The following is a 22,149-nucleotide window of genomic DNA, read 5'->3' as shown; positions in this document are numbered from 1 at the left end:
GACAGCCTCCCCCGGAACAGCCATCGGCCGCCCGGAAACCGCTGCCCGCCAGATTCACGCGGGTTCGACAGCCCTCGCTTCCAAAAGCCCGGAAAGGCGCTGCGCCACGATCGCGTCGGCTTCCCCGATGATCCGGTCGATGAGTTCCTGGACACTGGGAATGTCGTGGATCAGGCCCTGCGCCATCGACGCCCAGTAGATGCCGGCGTCCAGATCGCCCTGCTCGATCACGATCTGCCCCTTCGCGCCGGACACCAGGTGCTGGATGTCCGCAAACGTGGAATCGGGCTGTGCGGTGATCCGCACCACTTCATCGGACACGGCGCTCTTCCCTACCCGCGCCGTATTGTGGAACTTGCGGAAGATAAGGTTGGTGCCGCGCTCGTCATTGTCGACATACGCCTGCTTCACGCGCGGGTGGATCGGCGCCTCCTGCGTTGCGCAAAACCGCGTCCCCATGTTCACCCCTTCCGCGCCCAGCGCGAGCGCCGCGACGAAGCCGCGGCCGTCGGCGATGCCGCCGCTGGCGATCAGCGGGATCTTCACCTTGTCCGCCGCCGCGGGGATCAGGATCAGGCCGGGAATGTCGTCCTCGCCCGGGTGGCCCGCACATTCGAACCCGTCGATCGAAATAACGTCCACGCCCTTGCGCTCGGCCGACAGCGCGTGGCGCACCGACGTGCACTTGTGAAGGATCCGGATACCGTTCGCCTTGAACATCTCCCACAGCTCGGCGACGGCGGGCGTGCCGGCGGTTTCCACCGCCTTGATCCCCGCATCGATGATCGCTTGCGCATAGGCCTTGTAATCGGGCGAGTTGATAGTCGGGAACACGGTCATGTTCACGCCGAATGGCTTGCTCGTCATCGCCCGGCAGCGGTCGATTTCGTCGCGTAGCGCCTGGGGCGTTGGCTGGGTCAGGCCGGTGAGGATGCCGAACCCACCTGCATTCGAGACGGCCGCGGCCAGTTCCGCCCGGCCCACCTGCTGCATGCCGCCCTGAACAATGGGATGCTCGATCTCGAGCAGCTCCGTGATCCGTGTATGAAATGCCACGTTCGTCCCCTCCTGTGTCGCCCCCGATCTGGTGGTCCTGCGTTGAGGTCGCAAGGAAACAGGTGGCGGGCAAGAGGGTTCGCCTTGCGAGGTCCCAACCTCAGCTCCTGTCGCTGAACCGCGCACAGGCGGCTGCGAAATCTACCAGATGGTTCCGTCCGCCGTGCGGCCGTTCCCGGCGCAATTTGGTCGTCGTCGTCGCGGTTCGATCAAGCGCTCCCGCTTGATCCCGTACAAGACGCGCATCGCAGGATCTGACCTGCTAGCCTTCATGCCCAAGGGATTTGCGATGAAAACTCTGCTTGCTGCTGCGTTGCTGCTCGCGCCTGTCGCGGCGACCGCCCAATCCGCCGTCGTGATCCCGGCGGCATCGCCCAATGTCTTGCGCGCGGGAACGCCGGTCGCGCTGCGCCTCATCGAGGGACTTACGACCAAGGAGAAAATCGCGCGCATCAACGATCGCGTGCGTTTGGAGGTCGCAGAAGCCGTCACCGTCAATGGTGCGGTTATCATTCCGGTCGGCAGCCCGGCAATCGGCGAGCTGACCGATGTTCGCAACAAGGGCATGTGGGGCAAGTCCGGTCGGATCGTCGGCCGCGTGCTGAGCGTGAACGCGAATGGCCGTACCATCCGCTTGTCCGGCACGTTCGACAGCAAGGGCGGATCAGGAACGGCCGGCGCCGTGGCAGTGTCGGCCGTGGTGTTCGCACCCGCCGGTTTCTTCATGACGGGCAAGAGCGCGGAGATGCCGGCCGGCACCATGCTGCGCGGCTTTGTCGAGGAAGACGTACCCTTCGCCCTCGCCCGCGCATCGGCGCCGGTGGCCGCTCCGATGCTGGTCGCTCGCTGAGCGTCGCGGCGCCTTTGCTCCCAGACGGGCGCCGCGACACTCAGGTGATCAGTCTATCCAAAGGGTATGCGCATCGATGCGCAGCTTGAGGATCAGCCGCGCGGCCGCGGCGCGGGCCGTGAGTTCCTGAGCACGCGCCTCGTTCGCCTGCCGCTCGGCATAGAGTCGGTCGGCTAGGTCGATGGCGCCCAACTGCTGGCCACGCGCAGCCAGCGCGGCGCTGCGCTCGGACCGTTCGACCGCCGCCTGCGCCGCGAGCCAGGCACTATGGCGGGCACGGAACTCCGCCACATCGGCTGCGGCATTGCCGCTGACCTCGCGCTCCACCGCGACTCTCTCCGCCTGCGCTGCGCCGGCCTCGGCGGTGGCCTGATCGGACAGCGCGCGCCGGTACCCGCCACCTAGCGGGAGCGAGGCGAAGAGGCCGGCGCCCTGTTCCTCGCCGCCGCGCTCACTGAACAGGCGGACGCCGAGCGAGGGGTCAGCGACGCGGTCCGCCCGTGCGCGCCTGGCGAGGATCGACTGACGCTCCGCCGTACCCGCGGCGGCGGCAATTTCATGGCTGCGGGCGACGATCAGGCGCTGAAGCTCGAGCAGGCCCTCTGAGGGGATGGTGGGAGCGGCCAGCACCGGGGCCTCGGCGGGCAGCGGCAGGTCGGGGAAGCGCGTTTCGAGCAGCGCGCGGGCGCGATCGCGGCCGGCGGCAGCCTCGGCCACTTGCGCCTCGGCCAGCGCGAGCGCGGCGCTGGCCTGTTGCAGATCCAGTTCGGCCGCGTCGCGCACCTGTACCCGCCGCTCGGTCGCGGCGACCAAGGCGCGCTGGTTCTCGACCAGTTTCGTCGCGTTGCGATGAAGGTCGGCGGCGAGCAGCCAGTCGTACCACAAGGTCGCGAGCGACAGCGCGGCCTGGTGGCGGGCATCCTCCATCCGGTTCTGCGCGACATCAACGCCAAGCGCGCCGGCCCGCCGATCGAGTGCGGCCTTGCCCGGCAGGCGGAAGGCGCGGCTGATCGTGGCGTCATACTCTACGAAATTGCCCTCGCGATCGACGCGGCGGCGCGACAGCGTGCCCTGCGCGGTGATTTCGTGCGGGCCGCGGCGAAGCGCGTCGGCCTCCGCCTCCGCCGCGCCGATCCGCGCGGTCGCCGCAGCGACGCCGGGCGCATTGTCGAGCACGCGGATGACGAGATCGGCGGGGGGCAGATCGCTGGTTTGCGCCATCGCCGGCAGTGCAGCGCCGGCGAGCAGCAGCCATGCCCATTTCATGCGATCCGCCCCGCATCGAGGATGGCGACACTGTGCCAGCGGAACGGCAGGCGGCGGCGGGCAGCGGTGGCGATGCCCAGCGCCTGCGGCACCTGATCCGCCGGAATGTCGAGCGTGATGGCGATGCGGGCGAGCGCGCCGGCGACCCGCTCCACCGTGCCGGCGTCGTCGAAGTCGCGGCCGAGCACTGTTTCCGCGCGCTGGTGCACGGGGACGTGGAGCCCGTCGCGCAGGCCCGAGGCGATCGCCTCCGCATCGGCGACCCCGCAGGTCAAGGTAAGCAGCACGCGGCTCATGCGGCCAGCTCCTTCCGGCTTTCGCCAAATCGTTCAAAGAGGATGGGAAGAAGGACGAGCGTCAGCAGCGTCGAGGTAACGAGGCCGCCGATCACGACGATCGCGAGCGGACGCTGGATCTCCGATCCCGGCCCGGTCGCGAAGAGCAGGGGCACGAGGCCGAAGCCAGTGATGCTGGCGGTCATCATTACCGGGCGCAGCCGGCGTTCCGCCCCCGTCCGTACCGCCTGCGCCATCGGCATGCCGTCTTCGCGCAGCTGACGGAAATAGGCGACCAGCACGAGCCCGTTCAGGACCGCGATGCCGAGCAGCGCGATGAAGCCGACCGAGGCGGGGACCGAAAGATACTCGCCGGTCAGCCACAAGGCGACGATCCCGCCGACCGCGGCAAAGGGAATGTTGGCGAGGATCAGCAGCGATCCCCGCACAGACTTCAGGGTCACGAACAGGACGAGGAAGATCAGCAGGAGCGCGATCGGGATCACCGTCGCCAGCCGGGCGGAGGCACGCTGCTGGTTCTCGAACTGCCCACCCCATTCGAGGCGATAGCCCTGCGGCAGCGGAACCTCGGCGGCGACGCGCGCGCGGGCATCGTCGACATAGCCGACGAGGTCGCGCCCCGACACGAATGCCTGCACCAGCGCGTAGCGCGAGCCGCTTTCGTGATCGATGCGGATCGGCCCCTCGGTCTTTTCCACGCGCGCCAGATCGCTGAGCCGGGCCAGCTCGCCGCTCGGCGTCGTAACCTGAAGATCGGCGAAGCGGGTGGCGTCGTCGCGGGTGCCGTCGTTGCTGCGGATCATCACGGGCACGCGCTTCTGCCCCTCGGCGACGATGCCCGCGGGCAGCCCCTCCAGCTGCGCACGCAGCGTGTCCTGCAACTGGTCGATCGGCATGCCGGCGCGGCCCGCGGCGGTGCGATCGATATCGAGCTGGAGATAGTCGATATTCTCGTTTGCGACCGTCAGCACCTCGGCGGCGCCCGGGGTGGATTGCAGGACGTGCTGGATGCGTCCCGCCAGCCCGGCCAGCGTCTTCAGATCAGGGCCGAAAATCTTGACCGCGAGGTCGCCGCGCGCGCCAGTAAGCATTTCGGCGACGCGCATCTCGATCGGCTGGGTAAAGCTGGGATCGAAGCCCGGCATCCCTTCGAGCGCGCGGCGCATCTCGGCGACGACGAACTCGCGGTCGCCGCGCCATTCCTTCGACGGCTTCAGCGTCACGAACAGGTCGGTTTCGTTGAGGCCCATCGGATCGAGGCCGATCTCGTCGGTGCCGGTGCGCGAAATGACGCCGGTGACTTCGGGCACCTTGCCGATCAGCTCCCGCTCGACGCGCGAGGTGAGATCGAGCGAGCGGTCGAGGCCGACGGTCGGCAGCTTGGTGATCTGGATCACCACCGAGCCTTCGTCCATGGTCGGCATGAACGTCTTGCCGACCGCGCCATAGGCAAGGCCGGCAATGACCAGCCCGACGCCGGCGAGGGCATAGACCAGCTTCTTGCGCCCGAACGCACCGGTCAGCAGCCGATGGTAGCGGGGCGCGAGCTGCCGCATCACCCATGGCTCGCCATGATGACCGCTCTTGAGGCCGTAAGAGGCGAGGACTGGCACCAGCGTCAGCGCGAGCAGCAACGAGCCGGCGAGCGCGAACATGATGGTGAGCGCGACGGGGGCGAAAAGCTTGCCCTCCAGCCCCTGCAGGGAAAGCAAGGGGAGGAAGACGAGCGCGATGATGACGAGGCCGGCGGTTACCGGCACGACCACCTCCGCCGTCGCGCGATAGACGATGTTGAGCCGCGGCGCGGTTTCCTCACCGGGCCGGTTCAATCGCTCGACGATATTCTCGACCACCACGACGGCACCGTCGACCAGCAGGCCGATCGCGATGGCGAGGCCGCCGAGGCTCATCAGATTGGCCGACAGCCCCATGCCGCGCATGAAGAGGAAGGTCGTCAGCGCCGCCATCGGCAGCGTCGTCGCGACGATCGCCGCGGCGCGCCAGTCGCCGAGGAACAGGATCAGCAGCACGACCACAAGGATTGTCGCCTCGATCAGCGCCTTCTGCACGGTCTGCACCGCGCGGCCGACGAGGTCGGAGCGGTCGTAGAAGATCGTGATCTTCGTCCCCTTGGGGAAGCTGCGTTCCAGCTCCGCCAGTCGCTCGCGCACGCCGTCGACCACCTTGCGCGAATCCGCGCCGCGCAGTGCCATGACGAGGCCCTGCACCGCCTCTCCCTTGCCGTGCGCAGTGACCCCGCCATAGCGGGTGAGCGAGCCGGTGCCGACGGTCGCGACGTCGCCGATCCGCACGACGCGGCCATCGCGCGCAACGACGGCCATCTGCTCGACATCACTGGCGCTCTGAATCGCGCCCACCGCGCGGACGATCAGCGCCTCCTCGCCCGCTGCGATGCGCCCCGCACCGTCGTTGCGGTTGCCGCGCATGATCGCGTTGCGAAGGTCGTCGACCGACAGGCGCGCAGCGGCGAGCGCCGCGGCGTCAGGACGGATTTCGTAGGTGCGCACGAAGCCGCCCAGCGCGTTGACGTCGGCGACGCCCGGCACCGTGCGCAGCGCGGGGCGGATCGTCCAGTCGAGCAGCTCGCGCTTCTCCGCAAGCGACAGCGGGCCGTCGATGGTGAACATCAGCACGTCCGACAGCGGCGTCGAGATCGGTGCCATGCCGCCCGTCACGCCCTCAGGCATGTCGGCCATGACGTTGGCCAGCCGCTCGCCGACCTGCTGGCGCGCCCAGTAGATGTCGGTGCCGTCGGTGAAGTCGATCGTGATGTCGGCGATGGCGTATTTGGCGGTCGAGCGCAGCGTCGCCTGATTGGGAAGGCCGAGCGTTTCCAATTCGATCGGCGCGATGACCCGGGTTTCTACCTCCTCCGGCGTCATGCCGGGCGCCTTCAGGATGATCTTCACCTGAGTTTGCGCGATATTGGGATAGGCGTCGACCGGCAGCGCGGCATAGGCAAGCGCGCCGAGCACGCCGACCACCAGCGTCAGGCCGATTACGACCAGTCGGTAAGATAGCGACCAGGCGACGAGCGATCGCAGCATCAGTTCTGCCCTGCGATCGACTTGAGCTCGCTCACCCCGGCGACCGCGATCTGCTCACCCGCGCGAAGCCCCGAGCGGATGACGATGCGGCCGTCGGCGCGGTCGCCGGTCGCGACCGTGCGGACCGCTGCGCCCTGCGGCGTGCGCACGAATACGCTCGGCTTGCCGTCGACATCGGTGACGGCCGCGGCGGGAACGGCGATCGCCCCCCCGTCCGCCGCGGGTGCATAGAGGGTCGCGGAGACCGCACGACCGGAGACCACCCCGGCGCTGGCAGGGAGGCGCGCGCGCAACGTGGCGGAGCGGGTCTGTGGGTCGATCACGGTGCCGACACTGGTCACCTCGCCGCGCACGTCCTCGCCGGAGGAGGCGGGCACGCGCACCTTCATGCCGGGGCGGACCTGCCCCAGCAGCCGTTCGGGCAGCTGCGCGGTCAGCTCGTAGCGGCCCTGCGCGTCGATGACATAAGCGGAGGTCGCCTCGCTCACCGGGCTGCCGGTGGTGATCGTGGCGGAGGTGATCTTGCCGGCGATCGGTGCGGTCAGCGTATAGCTGCCGCGGTTGGGCGATCCGTTGACGAGACGGACGATGCGGCGCTGTTCGTTCAGCTCCGCCTCCGCCTCGCGCAGCGCGGCGCGTGCCTCGTCAGCGCGCGAGCCGGCGATCACGCCTTCGCGCGCCAGCTGACCCAGGCGGCGATCGTTGGCGCGGGCGACGGCGACACGTGCGGCGGCCTGGTCGATCCCGGCGGCGAGGGTGAACATCTCGCGCGCGGCGACGGTGGCGAGCGGCTGGCCGGCGCGCACGCTGTCGCCCTCCACCACCATCGTGCGGGTGACGACGCCGGGGATGACGGCGGCGACCGCGACGCGGGCGTTGGGCGGGGGTGCGAGCGTGGCGGGAACGGTGGCGACCGGGAGCTCGCTGACGCTTTCGACCGGAGCGAACGTGACACCAATCCGGGCGAATTCGGCCGCCGACAAGGCGAGGGGGGGCTTTGCGGCGGCCGCGGCGTTGCTGGTGGCGGCCAGGTTGTCGCCGGCCGGTACCGCTTCATTGCCGCCGCACGCAGCGAGCGTGCCGAGCAGCGCGAGAAGCAGCGGCTGTCGCCAGTTGCCGACCATGAAAGACGCCCCGATGTTGTTATCCTGGGCGCGCCGGTAGCTTCGCAACCTGACAGGAACCTGTCAGGATGAGCCATGCGAATTCTCCTGGTCGAAGATGAAGCCGCGCTGGCCGAGCGGGTGGTCGCCAATCTCGCGCGGCACGGCATGACGTGCGAGTGGCTGAGCCGGGCAGAGGATGCGGTCGATTTTGCCAGCGACGGCTTCAGCGTGCTGGTGGTCGACGTCGGCCTGCCGGGCATGTCCGGGATCGAGCTGGTCCGGGCGCTGCGGGCAAAGGGCATCGCGACGCCGATCCTGATCCTGACCGCCCGCAGCGGGTGGGAGGAAAAGGTCGAGGGGCTGAACGCGGGCGCGGACGATTTCATCGTCAAGCCAGTGCGCACCGAGGAACTGGTGGCGCGGATCCACGCGCTGGCGCGGCGGGCGGCGGGGCATAGCGCGACGCGGATCGCCGCCGGTCGGATCGCGATCGACACGGCATCGGGCGAGGCGTGGCTGGACGACCGGCCGGTGCCGCTGACCGCGCGTGAGTTCCACCTGTTGCAGCTGCTGCTCTACAATGCCGGGCGCACGCTGACGCGGCAGAGCATCATCGACAGCCTGTATCCGCTGAGCGAGGAGCGCGACGAGAATGCGATTGAGGTGCTGGTCGGCCGATTGCGCCGCAAGATCGGCCGCGAGCATGTCTTGACGGTGCGCGGCCTCGGCTATCGGATCGGGGCATGAACCAGCCGCTACACAACAGCCTGCGGCTGCGGCTGATCGTCGGGTCGGCGCTGGGCGTGATCCTGGCGGTGCTGCTGGCCGGGCTGTTCATCGGATACCTCTACCGCAGCCACACCACCGACCGCTTCCAAACCGAGTTGGACCATCATCTCGACGAGCTGACCGCGCTCATCGATTTCGATCCGCAAGGTCGACCGGTGGTGCGCCAGCCGCTGTCCGACCCGCAGTTCAACGTCGGCCGGTCCGGCCTTTACTGGCAGGTCAGCGGCCCGGGCGGCAGCGCCCTCTCCCCGTCATTAGCCGGCGGTCCACGGCTGATCCCGGCGCCGGACGACGCCTGGCACCAGGGGCGCGCCGGCGAGGAGGACGTGCTTCAGCGTAGCGCCCATATCGTGCGCGAGCGACAGCCGCTGACCGTCACGATCGCCTCCGCCCAGCATCTGCTGGAGGAACAGGTCGATCAGTTCCGCCTCGATCTCACGCTGTCGATGGCGGTGGTGGGCCTGCTGCTGCTGGGCGGAGCCGGGCTGATGGTCCGCTTCGGCCTCGCGCCCGTTCGCCGGCTCGGCGAGGAGGTCGACCGGCTACGCAACGGTGAGATCGAACGGCTCGATCCGCATGTGCCCGCCGAATTCGTGCCCGTCGTCACCCGATTCAACGCGCTGCTCGAGGGGCAGGCGCAGCTGATCGCGCGGGCGCGGACGGAATCGGGCAATCTGGCGCACAATCTGCGCACGCCGCTGGCGCTGATCGCCGACGAGGCTGAGCAGCTTGAGATTGCCGGCCAGACGCAAAGCGCCGCCTTCCTATTGGAACGGTGTCGGACCATGCAGCGCCAGATCGACTATCATCTCGCCCGCGCCGCCGCTGCCGGTACCCGCGGTGCTGGCACCCTGACAGCGGTCGAGCCGCTACTCGCGCGCATCCTCGAGGCGATGCGACGGCTGCACGCGGATCGCGCGATCGAGGTGACAGCGGAGCTGCCCCCTGCCCTTCGCCTTCCCTGTGATGGCGGTGATCTGGCGGAAATGCTGTCCAACCTGATCGACAATGCGTTTAAATGGGCCCGAACCCGCGTCACGATCACGGGAAGCGCCAACCGGATCGAGATTTCCGACGACGGCCCCGGCATTCCCCCCGATCAGCGTGCCCTGGTGACGAATGTCGGCACCCGGCTCGATCCGGCGACCCCCGGCACTGGTCTGGGCCTCGCGGCCACGGCCGACCTGCTGCGCTTCTACGACGCGCGGCTGGTGCTGGAAGATTCGCCGGAAGGAGGGCTGCGCGCCGCCATGCAGTTCTGATGCCCGGCTGCCCGGTCGGTGGACATGCGCAAGCGTTCGATCCCGCCGCAGGCCAAGCACGGCGAAGACCGCGGGGCTGGTGATCGCAAATCTACTTTATCAGCCCTCACTTCCAGGATCGCGCCCGGCGCCAACCAGGTATATATTGCGCCAATCGCCACCGAAGGTGCCGCGAGCATGATGGCGACAGAGGGCATGATGCCCCCGCTTGCAGAACGCGAGTGCCTGCCATGATCAGGAACACAGTTTTTCCATCCGATACCATCGACACCGAAGCCCTGCCCGCCGTCCGCAGGATCGAGCCAGCGCACCTGCGCCGCGCGCTGCGGCTCGGCTGGGATGATTTCCTCGCCAAACGCGGTGACCTTCTGTTCGTGGGCGTGCTTTATCCGCTCGTCGGCCTGCTGGTTGCGGTGGTGACCGTCGGCGACCGCTTGCTGCCGCTCTTCTTCCCGCTGGTGGCGGGGCTCTCGATCCTTGGACCGCTGGTCGCCGCCGGCTTTTACGAAATCGCGCGGCGACGCGCCGATGGCGACGAGGCGGGCTGGTCGCATTTCCTCGACCCGCTTCAGCCGGCGAGGCGGCACGGCGTGCTGGCGATCGGGGCGATGCTGATCGTCCTGTTCTTCGCCTGGCTGCTGATCGCCTGGACCTTGTACGAGGCGACGCTCGGCCGGCTGGAGCCGCAGGGCGTCGAAGGCTTCCTGCGTGCCCTGTTCACCACGCCAGAGGGCTGGACGCTGATCCTGCTCGGCAATGCTGCCGGCGCGCTGATCGCGGCGCTCACCCTCGCGCTGACGGTGGTGTCGGTGCCGATGGCGGTGGACAAGCCGGTCAGCGGGGTCGCGGCGGTGCGAACCTCGATCCGCGCCGTTACCGCCAATCCGGGCGTCATGCTGCGCTGGGGGTTGATCGTCGCCGCCCTGCTGGTGGCGGGCACCATTCCGCTGTTTATTGGACTTGCCGTCGTGCTCCCCGTTCTGGGTTACGCGACGTGGCACCTTTACGGCATGCTCGTCGAGCGATGATCCGCACTGCCGCTTCGCCATGAAGGTTGGCGAGGCGGCCGACCCGGCGCCTGACAGCGCCCTTACCGCTTGTCCCTTGCGACATGCCGGCAGGGCTCGCTGCGCTCGTTGAGGGCGAGCTGAGCGGATCCTAGGCGCCCTGTCCGGACAGTGCGGGATGACCGCTTTGAGCGGAACGCGACCACCGTGATCGCGGCGCTTCGGACCCGCCCCGAAAGCCGCTCACCTCCGTCAAACCTCGGCCCGGACGCTTACGCCGGGGCCTCCTTGATGCAGTGGACCTGAGAGGACATCAGGCGAATTCCGCACCAAGCCGCTTGGTCACGACGGCAGGACGTGGCTATCACCGCCATATGACCAGCAATCCTACCGCCATCGCCAAGCCTGATTTCCGGTCCCGCGTCGCGGAAGGACGGCGTGACCGGATGCGCGCTCGCCTGCTCGCCGCGACCATGAAGGTGTGCGGCGGCGCCAATCGCGGCCGTGCCGTGATCGACGATGTGGTGCGGGAGGCAGGCGTGTCGCGCGGCGCCTTTTACCGATACTATCCCTCCCTGGAGGCGGCGATCGGGGAACTGATCGATCAACTCGTGGCCGAACTGGTCGATGCCGCGCGCCTGACGTTTTCCGACGTGGACGATCCGGTACTCGGCTCGGCAATCGGCTCCCAATTGCTGCTGGGGCGCGCCAGCGGCGACAGGGAATGGGCGACCTTCGTATCGAGCTCCAGCCAGGTGCTGGACACACCGCCACTGCGCGCCGTGCTCCACGACACGATCGGTGCGGGGGGCAGGACCGGCGTGTTCGAGTTTCCGTCGCTGGATGTCGCGACGGACCTGTTCGCCGGCGGGTTGCTCGGCGGGATTCGGCGGCTGGCGTCGGATCAGGCGGCGGGGGACAGTTACGTCGTGGACCTGAGCCTTCAGCTGCTGCGCGGGCTCGGCACAACGCCGGATCGTGCCGCGGAGGCGGCCCGGGAGGGCGCCGACCGCATCGCGGCGGCCGCGTCCCGCCTTCCCTGGGCGCGCTGACCCGGCTTACGCCACCATCTTCACGTCGGGCAGGTCCATCACGAACCGCGCGTGGGTTTCGTAAGCGATATCGCTGACGAACATATGGGTCGCGGCGGTTTGAAGGTCGCGCAGCGTCCGCTCGAAGCGATGGCCGGCCCGGATCCCCTCCCCGCCGGCATAAGCGACGATCCGGTTCATCACCTCGACGGTCACGTCGGAGCAATAGGTGCCGACCGCGCGCGCCTCCGCTTCGTTGCGCTCCGGGCTGTTGCCCAGCCGCTCCGCGTCGGCAAGCAGCCGTTTTCCCATGTCGATGGTGAGCGCGCGTGCCGCCTTCAGCTTCAGGTCCGCCGCGCCCAGAAACGCCTGAAAGGCCCCGCGCTCGGCCAGCGTCGTCTTTACGGCATACCCGCGTGACTTTGCCGCTGCCATCGCGCCGAGATCATCGAGCGCCCGGCGCGCCGCGCCCACCATCACCGCCGGCATGCAAAGACCGGCATAGCCGAACGTGCCGAGCCGGAACAAAGCGCCGCCGCGCCGCGCGGTGCTGCCCGCGACATAGGTCATCTCAGCCGGCACGAAGATGTCGTCAGCGATGAAATCACAGCTTCCGGTACCCTTGAGGCCCATGACTTGCCAGTTGTCGACCAGCTGCAACTGGGCACGGGGCACGACGCACTGGATCACCTCCGGCCCGCCGCCGACCACACGGGCGGTCATCTGCACGAACTGCGCCTGGTGGATGCCGCTGCCGTAGATCCAGCGGCCGCTGAGACGATAGCCGCCCTCCACCGGGGTCAACTCGCCCATCATCAGACCACCGCCGCCGCATACCGCCGGGAGCGGCCCGCCATCACACAGCCGCGCCAGCCCTTCGTCGGGCAGGAAGGCCGCAGCCTTGCCGGTGTTGTCGACGTAAAGCATCAGGCACCAGGCCGCGGCGAGATTGTGATAGGCGACCTTCTCGAACACCGCGATCTGTAGCGGCCAGTCCGCTTCCGCGCCGCCCACCTCGCGCGGCGCCTTCAGATCCATCAACCCGGCGTCGCACAGCGCTTTCACCACCTCCGCCGTCGGCTCCCCCGACAGCTCCGCCGCCGGTGCGCCGCGCTCCAGCTGATCCACGATCCCGTCGACGGCGTTCAGCCAATGCTCGCGGCTGGCGATAAGGGTGGTCACGTCTGCTCTCTCCTGATGATCAGCATCAGGTCGCACAATGTCGTCACAATGACAATTCTGTTTACTGTCAGGTGCGCAGTCGGGATCCTGTCCCCCGCCAGCGTTGGCAACACCCCGCACCGCCCCCTATGGCCAGGCCGATCGAAGGGCTAAGGACACGGCATGAGCGACGATGACTATGTGTACGACGAGGATAGCGGCGAGTGGGTGCCCGCGTCCGAACTGGCCGCCAAGCGCCAGTCCGAAACCGAGGTTGAGGTTAGGGATGCGGTCGGCAACGTGCTTGCGGACGGCGACCAGGTCACGCTGATCAAGGATCTCGACGTCAAGGGCGCCGGCCAGACCCTGAAGCGCGGCACGCTCATCAAGTCGATCCGCCTGACCGGAGACCCGCAGGAGATCGATTGTCGGTACGAGGGGATCAAGGGCCTCGTTCTTCGGGCGGAATTCGTCCGCAAGCGCTGACATCTTTCCTCGCGGCGCGCGCCACAGCCCTGGCTTGGTGCACCGCCTGGCGTCGAGAAGCCGCGGCCCTCGCGGGCGCTGAGCGGTCGCGCAGCGCGCCTCCGCTGCGTCGCACAAAACCTATGTCGTATCCTGGCTGCCACAGAACGGATCTATCCGTCAGCTTCCGGAACTTTGCTGCCCCCTCGCGTTCCGCCCTTCGGATCAAAGCCGAGTTTCCAACCGGCAGGCGCGATCCCCGCTTCTGCCGCGTGGGACTGAGGAGGCGTATCATGTTCCTCGCTTGCCGCCGTTCGCTTCTCGCCACCACCTTCCTTGTCGGGGTCAGCGTCTCCGCCGCCGCCGCTGCGCAGGACGCCGCCAGCGCGCCGCCGCAGCAGCCGCAACCACCCTCGACACAAGTCGCCCCGACGACCACCCCGCCCGCCGCCGACCAGACCGGACAGACACCGGCGGGGAACACGGATACTGCCCAGGCCGGCGGCGCAACCGAGGAGGGCGGCAGCGACATCGTGGTCACCGGATCGCGCATCGCATCACCGCAGGCGGTATCCGCCTCGCCATTGCAGGTCGTTGGCGTGGAGCAGATCCAGCAGGCCGGCGCGATCAACGTGCAGGACGTGCTGCTGGAAAACCCGGCGTTCGGCAATCCGGGCATCAGCCGCACCAATTCCAGCTTCGCCACGCAAAGCGCCGGCGCCGCCACGGTGAACCTGCGCAACCTTGGCGAGGATCGCACCCTGGTGCTGCTGAACGGCCGCCGCTTCGTATCGGGGCAGCCGGGCAGCCAGGCGGTGGATCTCAACGTCATCCCCACCCAGATGCTGGAGCGGATCGACGTGCTGACCGGCGGCGCTTCCGCCGTGTACGGCTCGGATGCGGTCGCGGGCGTCGTTAACCTTGTCTACAAGACGCGGTTCGAGGGCATCCAGATCGACGGTCAGGTAGGCATTTCGGAACAGGGCGACGGCGCGGACCGGCAAGTGAACCTGCTGGTCGGCAAGAATTTCGCCGATGATCGCGCCAACGTCATGCTGTTCGGCGGCTATTCCAAACAGGGCACCGTGCTGAAGCGCAACCGCTCCACGCAGGCGGGCAGCAGCGCGATCGACACCACCAGCCTTGGCGGCAGCATCACCGGCGATCCCAGCGAGTTGTTCACGCCCACGACGCTCCTGTCCGGCTTCACGCCCGGCGGGCGCTTCTATGCCGGTGATTCCGTCTTCACTTATGGCTCGGACAATGTGCTGCGCGATTGCACCGACACCAGCTGCGGCGGTTTCAACCGTTCGGCACAACGCTATCTCGCGGTGCCGGTTGAACGCTATGTCGTTGCCGGCCGGGCGAATTTCGAAGTATCGCCAGCGTTCAACGTGTTCATCGAGGGCAATTACGCCCGCACCCAGGCCGACACCAATATCGAGCCCTTCCCGCTCAGTTCCGATCTGGTGGTGATCCCCACCGGCGGGCAAGTGCCGATCGAAACGCTGGTCGGCGGCCTGCCGGTGCGCAACCCGTTCGTGCCGGACGCGATCTTCAATGCCGCCACCGACACGGACGGTGATGGCCTGCGCGACATCTTCTTCGATCGTCGCCTCGCGGATCTCGGCTCACGCTCGCAGTCGGCCAAGCGTGATCTCTATCGCATCGCTGGCGGCGTCACCGGCAAGCTGCTGGACGATCGCGTCAGCTACGAAGTTTATGGCATCTACGGTAAGACGAAGGAGCGACAGGTCGGCACCGGACAGTTCAACAGCCTGAACTTCACCCAGGCGCTGAACGCCGTGGTTGATCCAGCGACGGGCACGATCGTCTGCGCCGATCCGGCCGCCCGCGCCGCGGGGTGTATCCCGGCCAATCTCTACGGCATCAATTCGCTTGCCCCCGCCGCCTCCTATATCGCTGCGCCAACCACGCTCGACGCGCGGGTTTCGCAAACGGTGGCGGGCGCCAACGTCTCTGCGCAGCTATTCTCGCTATTCGGCGCCGATCCCGTTGGAATCAGCATCGGCGGCGAATATCGGCGCGAGAGCAGCAGCAACGATTTCGACCCGCTGACCCAGCAAGGGCTCAACGGCAACAATGCCCTGCCTTCCACGCGTGGCAAGTTCCACCTGTGGGAAGGTTTTGGCGAGGCCATCGTCCCCTTGCTTCAGGACCGGCCGTTCTTCCACTCGCTCAGCATTCGCGGCGCGGTTCGCGTGTCGGACTATTCGACGGTCGGCACCACCTTCAGCTACAATTACGGTGGCGAATGGGCACCTATCGAGGACATCCGCTTCCGCGTGATCCAGGCCCGCTCGGTGCGCGCGCCGAACATCAACGAGCTGTTCCAGGCACCGCAGCAGGATTTCCCCAGCGGCCTGCAGGATCCCTGCGCCGGCATCACGCTCGCCTCGACGGGCACCCTGGCCGACAATTGCCGCGCGGCGCCCGGCGTGCTCGCCAATATTGCCACCAACGGCGCCTTCACCGTCAACCAGGCGGATCTTCAGGGCATTACCAGCTTCGGCGGCGGCAACCCGAACCTTCAGGAGGAAAAAGGCGATTCCTTTACCGCTGGCGTGGTGGTCAATCCGCGGTCGATCGACGCGCTGCGCAACCTCGTCCTGACCGTCGATTACTTCAACATCCGGGTGAAGGACGCGATCGTTTCCACCCCGCTCCAGTTCATCCTCACCCAATGCTACAACGCCTCGATCCAGTCCTATTGCGACCTGATCGTCCGCCGCCCCGCCCCGCTCGGCCCGAACAGCGCCGGCTCGCTGGATGAAGTGAACACCGGCCCCAGCAACAGCGGCGGCCTGAAGACCTCCGGCATCGATACCACGCTGACGTACCGCCAGGATCTTTCGCAATGGGGGTTGGGCGGAACAGCCAGCATCCGCGCCTCTTATACTCACCTGTTCAAAGGCTATGCCGTCCCGCTGCCGGGGTCGGATCGCGATTATTTCGCCGGGGAGATCGGCGCGGCCAAGGATCGGTTCACGACCAACCTGTCCTATGACAATGACGGGTTCGGCCTGACACTGACCGGCACCTATATCGGCGCGTCCTATCTCGACGATCAGTTCGTGATCTCGAACTTCCCGGATCTGTCGCGTACCGACCGCGCCTTCCGCATCGCGCCGGAATTCTATCTGGATGCGCAGGTGCGCTATCGCGTGCAGGACCGCTTCGAATTCTATCTGGGCGTCGACAACCTGTTCAATAACAAGCCGCCCTATCTGGCCGATATCGGCGCATCGACCGGCCAGGATACCGAGGCCGGCGTCTATGACGCGTTGCTGCGGCGCATGTATGCGGGCGTCCGCCTGTCGTTCTGAATGGCGGGCGCGGCGGTGAGGCGATCTGCGTGGAACGGGCCGCGGGTGGCGCCGTGGCCCGTTGCAGGTTATAATCGTGGCCCATCTGGATAGGAGCCACTCTCGTGAACAACCGGAAGATCAGCGCAGCCCGCCCTGTTTCTCCCGCCTGTTCCGGTGTCCATGTCCAGCTTTCTCACGCTTTCGCGTCTTTCCGCCGCCACCCCTGAGGGCCGCACCCTCTTTCACGACCTGACGCTATCGATCGGGGCCGAGCGGATCGGCCTTGTCGGCCGCAATGGATCCGGCAAGTCGACGCTGCTTGGCATCGCGGCGGGCCATGTCTCGCCCGCATCCGGCAAGGTCAGTCGCGCCGGCACCGCGGGGATGCTGGTCCAGCACTGGCCCGATGAGCAGACCATTGCCGAAGCGCTCGGCGTCGCCGAGCCGCTCGCCATCATCCGCCGCATCGAAGCGGGCAGCGGCAGCGAAGAGGATTTCGCAGGCGCCGACTGGCAGCTTCCCGGCGTTATCGAGGCGGCGCTGGCCGATGTCGGGCTGGCCGGGATCAACCCAGACCGCCGCATCGCCAGCCTGTCCGGCGGCGAGCGGACGCGCATCGGCATCGCCCGGCTGGCGATCGAGCGGCCGGACCTGCTGTTGCTGGACGAGCCGACCAACAACCTCGACCGGCCAGGCCGCATGGCGATCGAGCGGCTGGTTCATGGCTGGCGCGGCGGGGTGCTGGTGGCAAGCCACGACCGGCAATTGCTCGAGGGCATGGACCGGATCTTCGAGCTGAGCCCCATCGCCATCAGGATCGTCACTGGCGGCTGGTCCGACTTTGCCGCCATCCGCGACGCGGAACTCGCCCGCGCCGCGGCGGAGCGCGAACGGAGCGAGGCGGCATGGCAGGCGACCCGCCTCGCCGCCCAGGCGGCGCGAGAGGCGAAGGATCGCCGCGACAAGGCCGGCCGCGCCTTTGCCGCCAAAGGCTCCGAGCCGAAGATCCTGCTGGGTGCCCGAGCCGAGCGGGCGGAAAACAGCGGCGGTGACGCGCGGCGCCTGGCCGAGAGGCAGATCGAGGAAGCGGCGCGCCATCGCGACGATGCTCGTGCCCGCGTGGAGGTGCTCACCCCGCTCACCATCGATCTGCCGCCCACCGGCTTGCCGTCGCAAGCGGACGTGCTGGCCATGAAGGAGGCCAGCGTTGATCTCGGCGGCCGCCATTTCGGCCCATGGACGCTGGCGATCCACGGGCCGGAGCGGGTGGCGATCATGGGCGAGAATGGCGCCGGGAAATCGACGCTGCTGCGGCTCGCCACCGGCTCGCTGGTGCCGACGGCTGGTATCGTGCGGCGACGTGCCGAGCGGATTGCGATGCTTGATCAGCATGTCGCCTTGCTGGATGCGGCAGACACGATCGTCGGCAACCTGCGGCGGCTACATCCCACGCTTGACGATCAGGCCGCCTTTGCCGCCTGCGCCCGCTTTGCCTTTCGCAATCGTGATGCGCAGCGGCTCGTCGGCAGCCTGTCCGGCGGCGAACGGCTGCGGGCGGGGCTGGCGGCGGCGCTGTCCGGGCCACAGCCGCCGTGGCTGCTGATCCTCGACGAGCCCACCAATCACCTCGACGTGGACTCGATCGACGTGCTCGAACGCGCGCTTCAGACGTTTGACGGCGCCCTGCTGGTCGTCAGCCACGACCAGCGCTTCCTTGATGCGATCCGCATCGACCGCACGTTCGAGATAACGCGGCCGCCAGGCAGCGCCCGCTGATTGCCGCCGGGCCGGGCTGCCGTCGCGGCGGCACCGGCCCGGCTCGCATCGGATCACCAGATCCGGACGCGCTGCTCCGGCGCCAGGAACAGCTTTGATCCGGCGTCGGGCTGGAACGCCGGATACCAGGGATCGAGATTGCGGACGATCCATGCGCGCTGCTGGGAAGGCGAATGCGGATCGGTCAACAGGCGCTGGCGCAGATTGGCTTCGCGGTAATTGCGCCGCCAGACCTGGGCCCACCCAAGGTAGAAGCGCTGGTCCGCGGTAAAGCCATCGATCACCGGCGGCGCCTTGCCCTCGAGCAAGGCCATATAGGCATCGTGCGCCACGGTCAGCCCGGCGAGGTCGGCGACATTCTCGCCCAGCGTCAAAGCGCCCTTCACCTTCATGCCGGGTAACGGCTCGTACGCATCATATTGCGCCACCAGCGCGTCCGTCCGCTTCTTGAAGGCGGCGACATCGGCCGGCGTCCACCAGTCCGTCAGACGGCCTTCCTTGTTGTACTTGGCACCCTGGTCGTCGAAATGGTGGCTCAGCTCGTGGCCGATCACTGCGCCGATGCCGCCATAATTCACCGCCGGATCGGCGTTCGGATCGAAGAACGGCGGCTGCAGGATCGCGGCCGGGAACACGATCTCGACCATGCCGAAATTGGCATAGGCATTCACCATCATCGGCGTCATGCCCCATTCCCAGCGCTGCAGCGGCTTGCCGAGATGGCCAATGTTCCATTCATGCGCCCAATGCGCCGCCCGCACCTTGTTGCCGAACGCGTCGCCGGAAACGATCTGGAGGTTGGAATAATCGCGCCAGCGGTCGGGATAGCCGATCTTCGGGGTGAAGGCGGCGAGCTTCTCATGCGCCTTGGCCTTGGTTTCCGGCGCCATCCAGTCGAGCTGGTCGATACGGCGGTCCATGGCGGCGATGACGTTGCGGACCAGCGCATCAGCGGCGGCCTTCGCTTCCGGCGGGAAGTAGCGGGCGACATAGATCTTGCTCACTTCATCGCCCAGCGCCTCGCTGGTGAAGGACACCGCGCGCTTCCACCGCTCCTCCTGCTCGGGCGTGCCGGACAGGACGGTGCCCTGGAATGCGAACACCGCCTGATCAATGGCGGCGGGCAGCACGTCGGCATAGCCTTCGAGGCTGCGCACGATCAGCTGGTCCTGCAACACCTTGACCGGCGTGGACGCGATCAGCCGCGCTTCGCCGGCAATGGCGGTCGGCTGCGCAACCAGCAATTCGCTGACGGGCGTGCCGATCCCGGCGAGATAGGCTGCGAAATCGAAGCCGGGCGCGGTACGTGTCAGCTCGGCGACGCTCAGCTTGTTATACGCCTTGTCGCGATTGCGGCTGTCGATCCGCGTCCAGTGCACCCGCGCGATGCCGGTTTCGAAATCAAGGATCGCCTTTGCCCGCGCCGCGGCATTGGCTTCCCCGGCCAGCGTCAGCATCCGTGTCAGATGGGTGAGATACGCCGCGCGCGTCTCGGCAAGCTTGGCGTCGCTCGACAGGTAATAATCGCGGTCGGGCATGCCGAGCCCGCCCTGACTGAGCCGGACGATATAGGTTTCGGGATTCTTGTCGTCCTGCCCGACATAGCTGCGCACGGGCGTCGCGATGCCCATCCGGTCCGCTTCCGCCAGCAGCGCGGCATAGCCGGCCTTGTTGGTCAGCGCCTTGATCTTGCCCAGCCACGGCTGAATCGGCGCCAGCCCCTTGGCATCGATCGCGGCGCGGTCGAGATAGGTCGCATAAGCGGTGCCGATCTTCGAATCGCCCTTGGCCCGCGCTTCGTCCAGCAACCCGCGCGTGCGCTCCGTCGACAGATCGTCCAGCACGGTGAACATGCCGTAATTGGACTTGTCGGCCGGGATCGGCGTGTTCGCCGCCCAGGTGCCATTGGCATGGCCGTAGAAATCGGTGCCTGGCGCGATCGAGCGGTCCATGCCGGCGACATCGAAGCCGAAGGTGCCGATCTGCGGCGCATTCGCCTTGGCCTGCGCCGATCCGTCGGTGCCCGTCTGCGCCGCAGGTGCGGAGGCGACGGGACGATCGGCATTGGCGCAGGCCGCCACCAGCGAGACGGAGGCGAGCAACGCGCCGGTACGGATTAGGGTCAGCATGGAATTTCCCAATTCTTTTCGGTCGTTCGCCGCCGGCTGTAGACCGAACTGGGCGCGAGGGCCAACATGGTAACATTTATTACCATGCCAGCGCCTCGCTGATGGAGCGCGATCACACGTTGGCGACGACCACCGCGCGCGTGTTCAGATATGCGTCCAAAGCCTCCGGCCCGCCTTCGGTGCCATAGCCGGAATCCTTGATCCCGCCGAACGGCAGCTCCGCGCTGCCCGCGGCCGGCGTGTTGACCCAAAGCATGCCGACCTCGACGCGCCGGGCGAGCAGATCGGCATTCGCCAGCGACCGGGTGAAGGCATAGCCGGCAAGGCCGTAGGACAGGCGATTGGCTTCCGCGATCGCCTCGCCGAGATCGTCATAGCCGCGGATGCCGGCAACCGGGCCGAACGGCTCCTCGTTGAACAGCTTCGCTTCCAGCGGCACGTCCGCCAGCACGGTCGGCGCCCAGAAGTTCCCGGCATCCCCGATCCGCCCGCCGCCAGCCAGCACCGTGGCGCCCCTTGCCACGGCGTCCTCATGAAACTCGGCCATGGCGGTCAACCGCCGCGGGTTGGCGAGCGGCCCCATTTCAATGCCTTCCTCAAGCCCGTTGCCGACCTTGATCCCTTGCGCCAGCGCCGCCAGCGCCTCGGCGAACGGCTGCTTCACGCTGTTGTGGACGAGGAAGCGGGTGGGCGAGATGCAGACCTGCCCGGCATTGCGGAACTTCGCCCGCCCGACGCTTTTGACAGCGAGGTCGAGATCCGCGTCCTCGCACACGATCACCGGCGCATGCCCGCCCAATTCCATCGACACCCGCTTCATATGCTGCCCGGCCATGCCGGCGAGCAGCTTGCCCACCGGGGTGGAGCCGGTGAAGGTGATCTTGCGGATGATCGGGCTGGCGATCAGATATTCGGAAATCTGCGCTGGGTTGCCGAACACCAGGCCAAGCACGCCTTCGGGCAGGCCGGCGTCCTGGAACGCCCGGATCAGCGCGGCCGGGCTCGCCGGCGTTTCTTCCGGTGCCTTGACGATCATCGAGCAGCCGGCGGCAAGCCCGGCGCCGATCTTGCGCACGATCTGGTTGATCGGGAAGTTCCACGGCGTGAAGGCGGCAACCGGCCCGACCGGATCCTTCACCACCATCTGGCGAATGGACAGGTTGGTACGATGCGGGACAAGACGGCCGTACACGCGGAAGCCTTCTTCCGCGAACCATTCGATGATGTCGGCGGCGGCCATTGCCTCGCCCTTGGCCTCCACCAGCGGCTTGCCCTGTTCCTGGGTCAGCAGCGCCGCAATGTCACCCGCGCGCTCGCGCATGAGGCCGGCGGCCTTGCGCATGATGCGGCTGCGTGCGGCGGGGGTGTAATCGCGCCAGATCTCGAAACCGCGCTGTGCCGCGGCCAGCGCCTGGTCGAGATCGGCGACATCGGCATGGGCGACCCGGCCGATCTCCTGACCCGTTGCCGGATTCTGCACCGCCAGCGAGCGGCCATCCGCCGCATCCTGCCAGCGGCCGTCGATGAAAAGCTGTGTGTCGGGATAGGTCATTGGCAC

The 22,149-nt window shown here is 67.6% G+C and carries 16 protein-coding genes; 8 read left to right on the top strand and 8 right to left on the bottom strand.

What is annotated here, in order from left to right:
* Positions 1-54 precede the first annotated feature (54 nt).
* Positions 55-1,056: an NAD(P)H-dependent flavin oxidoreductase gene (locus LK535_RS13880; RefSeq protein WP_227772522.1), complete on the bottom strand. Its 1,002-nt coding sequence runs from the start codon at positions 1,054-1,056 to the stop codon at positions 55-57.
* Positions 1,057-1,345: 289 nt separating this feature from the next.
* On the opposite strand from LK535_RS13880, the gene LK535_RS13875 reads away from it, so the two are divergent.
* Positions 1,346-1,906 (top strand): hypothetical protein, encoded by a 561-nt coding sequence (locus LK535_RS13875; protein WP_227772521.1) that lies wholly within the window; start codon positions 1,346-1,348, stop codon positions 1,904-1,906.
* A 48-nt stretch (positions 1,907-1,954) separates the two neighbouring features.
* Here the strand turns inward: LK535_RS13875 and LK535_RS13870 are convergent, their stop codons facing one another.
* The 4 genes from LK535_RS13870 to LK535_RS13855 are packed head-to-tail and all read right to left on the bottom strand — an operon-like array spanning position 1,955 to position 7,660.
* Complete coding sequence (locus LK535_RS13870) at positions 1,955-3,172, bottom strand: TolC family protein (RefSeq protein ID WP_227772520.1); 1,218 nt, start codon at positions 3,170-3,172, stop codon at positions 1,955-1,957.
* Positions 3,169-3,468, bottom strand: a complete 300-nt coding sequence (locus LK535_RS13865) for a DUF3240 domain-containing protein (RefSeq protein WP_227772519.1) — start codon at positions 3,466-3,468, stop codon at positions 3,169-3,171. Before LK535_RS13865 ends, LK535_RS13870 begins: the two co-directional genes overlap by 4 nt.
* On the bottom strand, positions 3,465-6,536 hold the full coding sequence (locus LK535_RS13860) for an efflux RND transporter permease subunit (RefSeq protein WP_227772518.1): 3,072 nt from the start codon (positions 6,534-6,536) through the stop codon (positions 3,465-3,467). The genes LK535_RS13865 and LK535_RS13860 overlap by 4 nt, the downstream gene beginning before the upstream one ends.
* Positions 6,536-7,660, bottom strand: coding sequence for an efflux RND transporter periplasmic adaptor subunit (locus LK535_RS13855; RefSeq protein WP_227772517.1), 1,125 nt, complete (start codon positions 7,658-7,660; stop codon positions 6,536-6,538). Before LK535_RS13855 ends, LK535_RS13860 begins: the two co-directional genes overlap by 1 nt.
* A gap of 75 nt (positions 7,661-7,735) precedes the next feature.
* Between LK535_RS13855 and LK535_RS13850 the strand changes: the two genes are divergently transcribed.
* The 4 genes from LK535_RS13850 to LK535_RS13835 all read left to right on the top strand — a co-directional run bounded on the left by LK535_RS13850 (position 7,736) and on the right by LK535_RS13835 (position 11,752).
* Positions 7,736-8,389, top strand: a complete 654-nt coding sequence (locus LK535_RS13850; RefSeq protein WP_227772516.1) for a response regulator transcription factor — start codon at positions 7,736-7,738, stop codon at positions 8,387-8,389.
* Positions 8,386-9,693, top strand: coding sequence for a sensor histidine kinase (locus LK535_RS13845; protein WP_227772515.1), 1,308 nt, complete (start codon positions 8,386-8,388; stop codon positions 9,691-9,693). Before LK535_RS13850 ends, LK535_RS13845 begins: the two co-directional genes overlap by 4 nt.
* Before the next feature lie 230 nt (positions 9,694-9,923).
* Positions 9,924-10,721, top strand: coding sequence for a DUF2189 domain-containing protein (locus LK535_RS13840; protein ID WP_227772514.1), 798 nt, complete (start codon positions 9,924-9,926; stop codon positions 10,719-10,721).
* A 353-nt stretch (positions 10,722-11,074) separates the two neighbouring features.
* Complete coding sequence (locus LK535_RS13835; protein ID WP_227772513.1) at positions 11,075-11,752, top strand: TetR/AcrR family transcriptional regulator; 678 nt, start codon at positions 11,075-11,077, stop codon at positions 11,750-11,752.
* Between the two features lie 6 nt (positions 11,753-11,758).
* Here the strand turns inward: LK535_RS13835 and LK535_RS13830 are convergent, their stop codons facing one another.
* Positions 11,759-12,913 carry an acyl-CoA dehydrogenase family protein gene (locus LK535_RS13830; RefSeq protein WP_227772512.1) on the bottom strand — a complete coding sequence of 385 codons (1,155 nt, stop codon included), beginning with the start codon at positions 12,911-12,913 and terminating at the stop codon, positions 11,759-11,761.
* 162 nt (positions 12,914-13,075) lie between these two features.
* On the opposite strand from LK535_RS13830, the gene LK535_RS13825 reads away from it, so the two are divergent.
* The 3 genes from LK535_RS13825 (at position 13,076) to LK535_RS13815 (ending at position 18,462) form a co-directional block, all read left to right on the top strand.
* Positions 13,076-13,378: an alkylphosphonate utilization protein gene (locus tag LK535_RS13825; protein WP_227772511.1), complete on the top strand. Its 303-nt coding sequence runs from the start codon at positions 13,076-13,078 to the stop codon at positions 13,376-13,378.
* A gap of 272 nt (positions 13,379-13,650) precedes the next feature.
* Positions 13,651-16,704 (top strand): TonB-dependent receptor domain-containing protein, encoded by a 3,054-nt coding sequence (locus tag LK535_RS13820; RefSeq protein WP_227772510.1) that lies wholly within the window; start codon positions 13,651-13,653, stop codon positions 16,702-16,704.
* A gap of 162 nt (positions 16,705-16,866) precedes the next feature.
* A complete protein-coding gene (locus LK535_RS13815; protein WP_227772509.1) occupies positions 16,867-18,462 on the top strand; it encodes an ABC-F family ATP-binding cassette domain-containing protein in 1,596 nt (531 codons plus the stop codon).
* A 53-nt stretch (positions 18,463-18,515) separates the two neighbouring features.
* On the opposite strand, the gene LK535_RS13810 is transcribed toward LK535_RS13815, so the two are convergent.
* Both LK535_RS13810 and LK535_RS13805 read right to left on the bottom strand, forming a co-directional pair.
* The gene (locus LK535_RS13810; protein ID WP_227772508.1) at positions 18,516-20,591 is read right to left on the bottom strand and encodes a M13 family metallopeptidase; all 2,076 of its coding nucleotides are present in this window, start codon (positions 20,589-20,591) and stop codon (positions 18,516-18,518) included.
* A 112-nt stretch (positions 20,592-20,703) separates the two neighbouring features.
* The gene (locus LK535_RS13805; RefSeq protein WP_227772507.1) at positions 20,704-22,143 is read right to left on the bottom strand and encodes an NAD-dependent succinate-semialdehyde dehydrogenase; all 1,440 of its coding nucleotides are present in this window, start codon (positions 22,141-22,143) and stop codon (positions 20,704-20,706) included.
* Positions 22,144-22,149 lie beyond the last annotated feature (6 nt).

This window comes from Sphingomonas sp. IC4-52, from assembly GCF_020707225.1.
In the GTDB taxonomy this organism is placed as follows: domain Bacteria; phylum Pseudomonadota; class Alphaproteobacteria; order Sphingomonadales; family Sphingomonadaceae; genus Sphingomonas.
The sequence above is the reverse complement of the archived record's forward strand: the minus strand, read 5'-3'. Positions and strand labels throughout refer to the sequence as shown.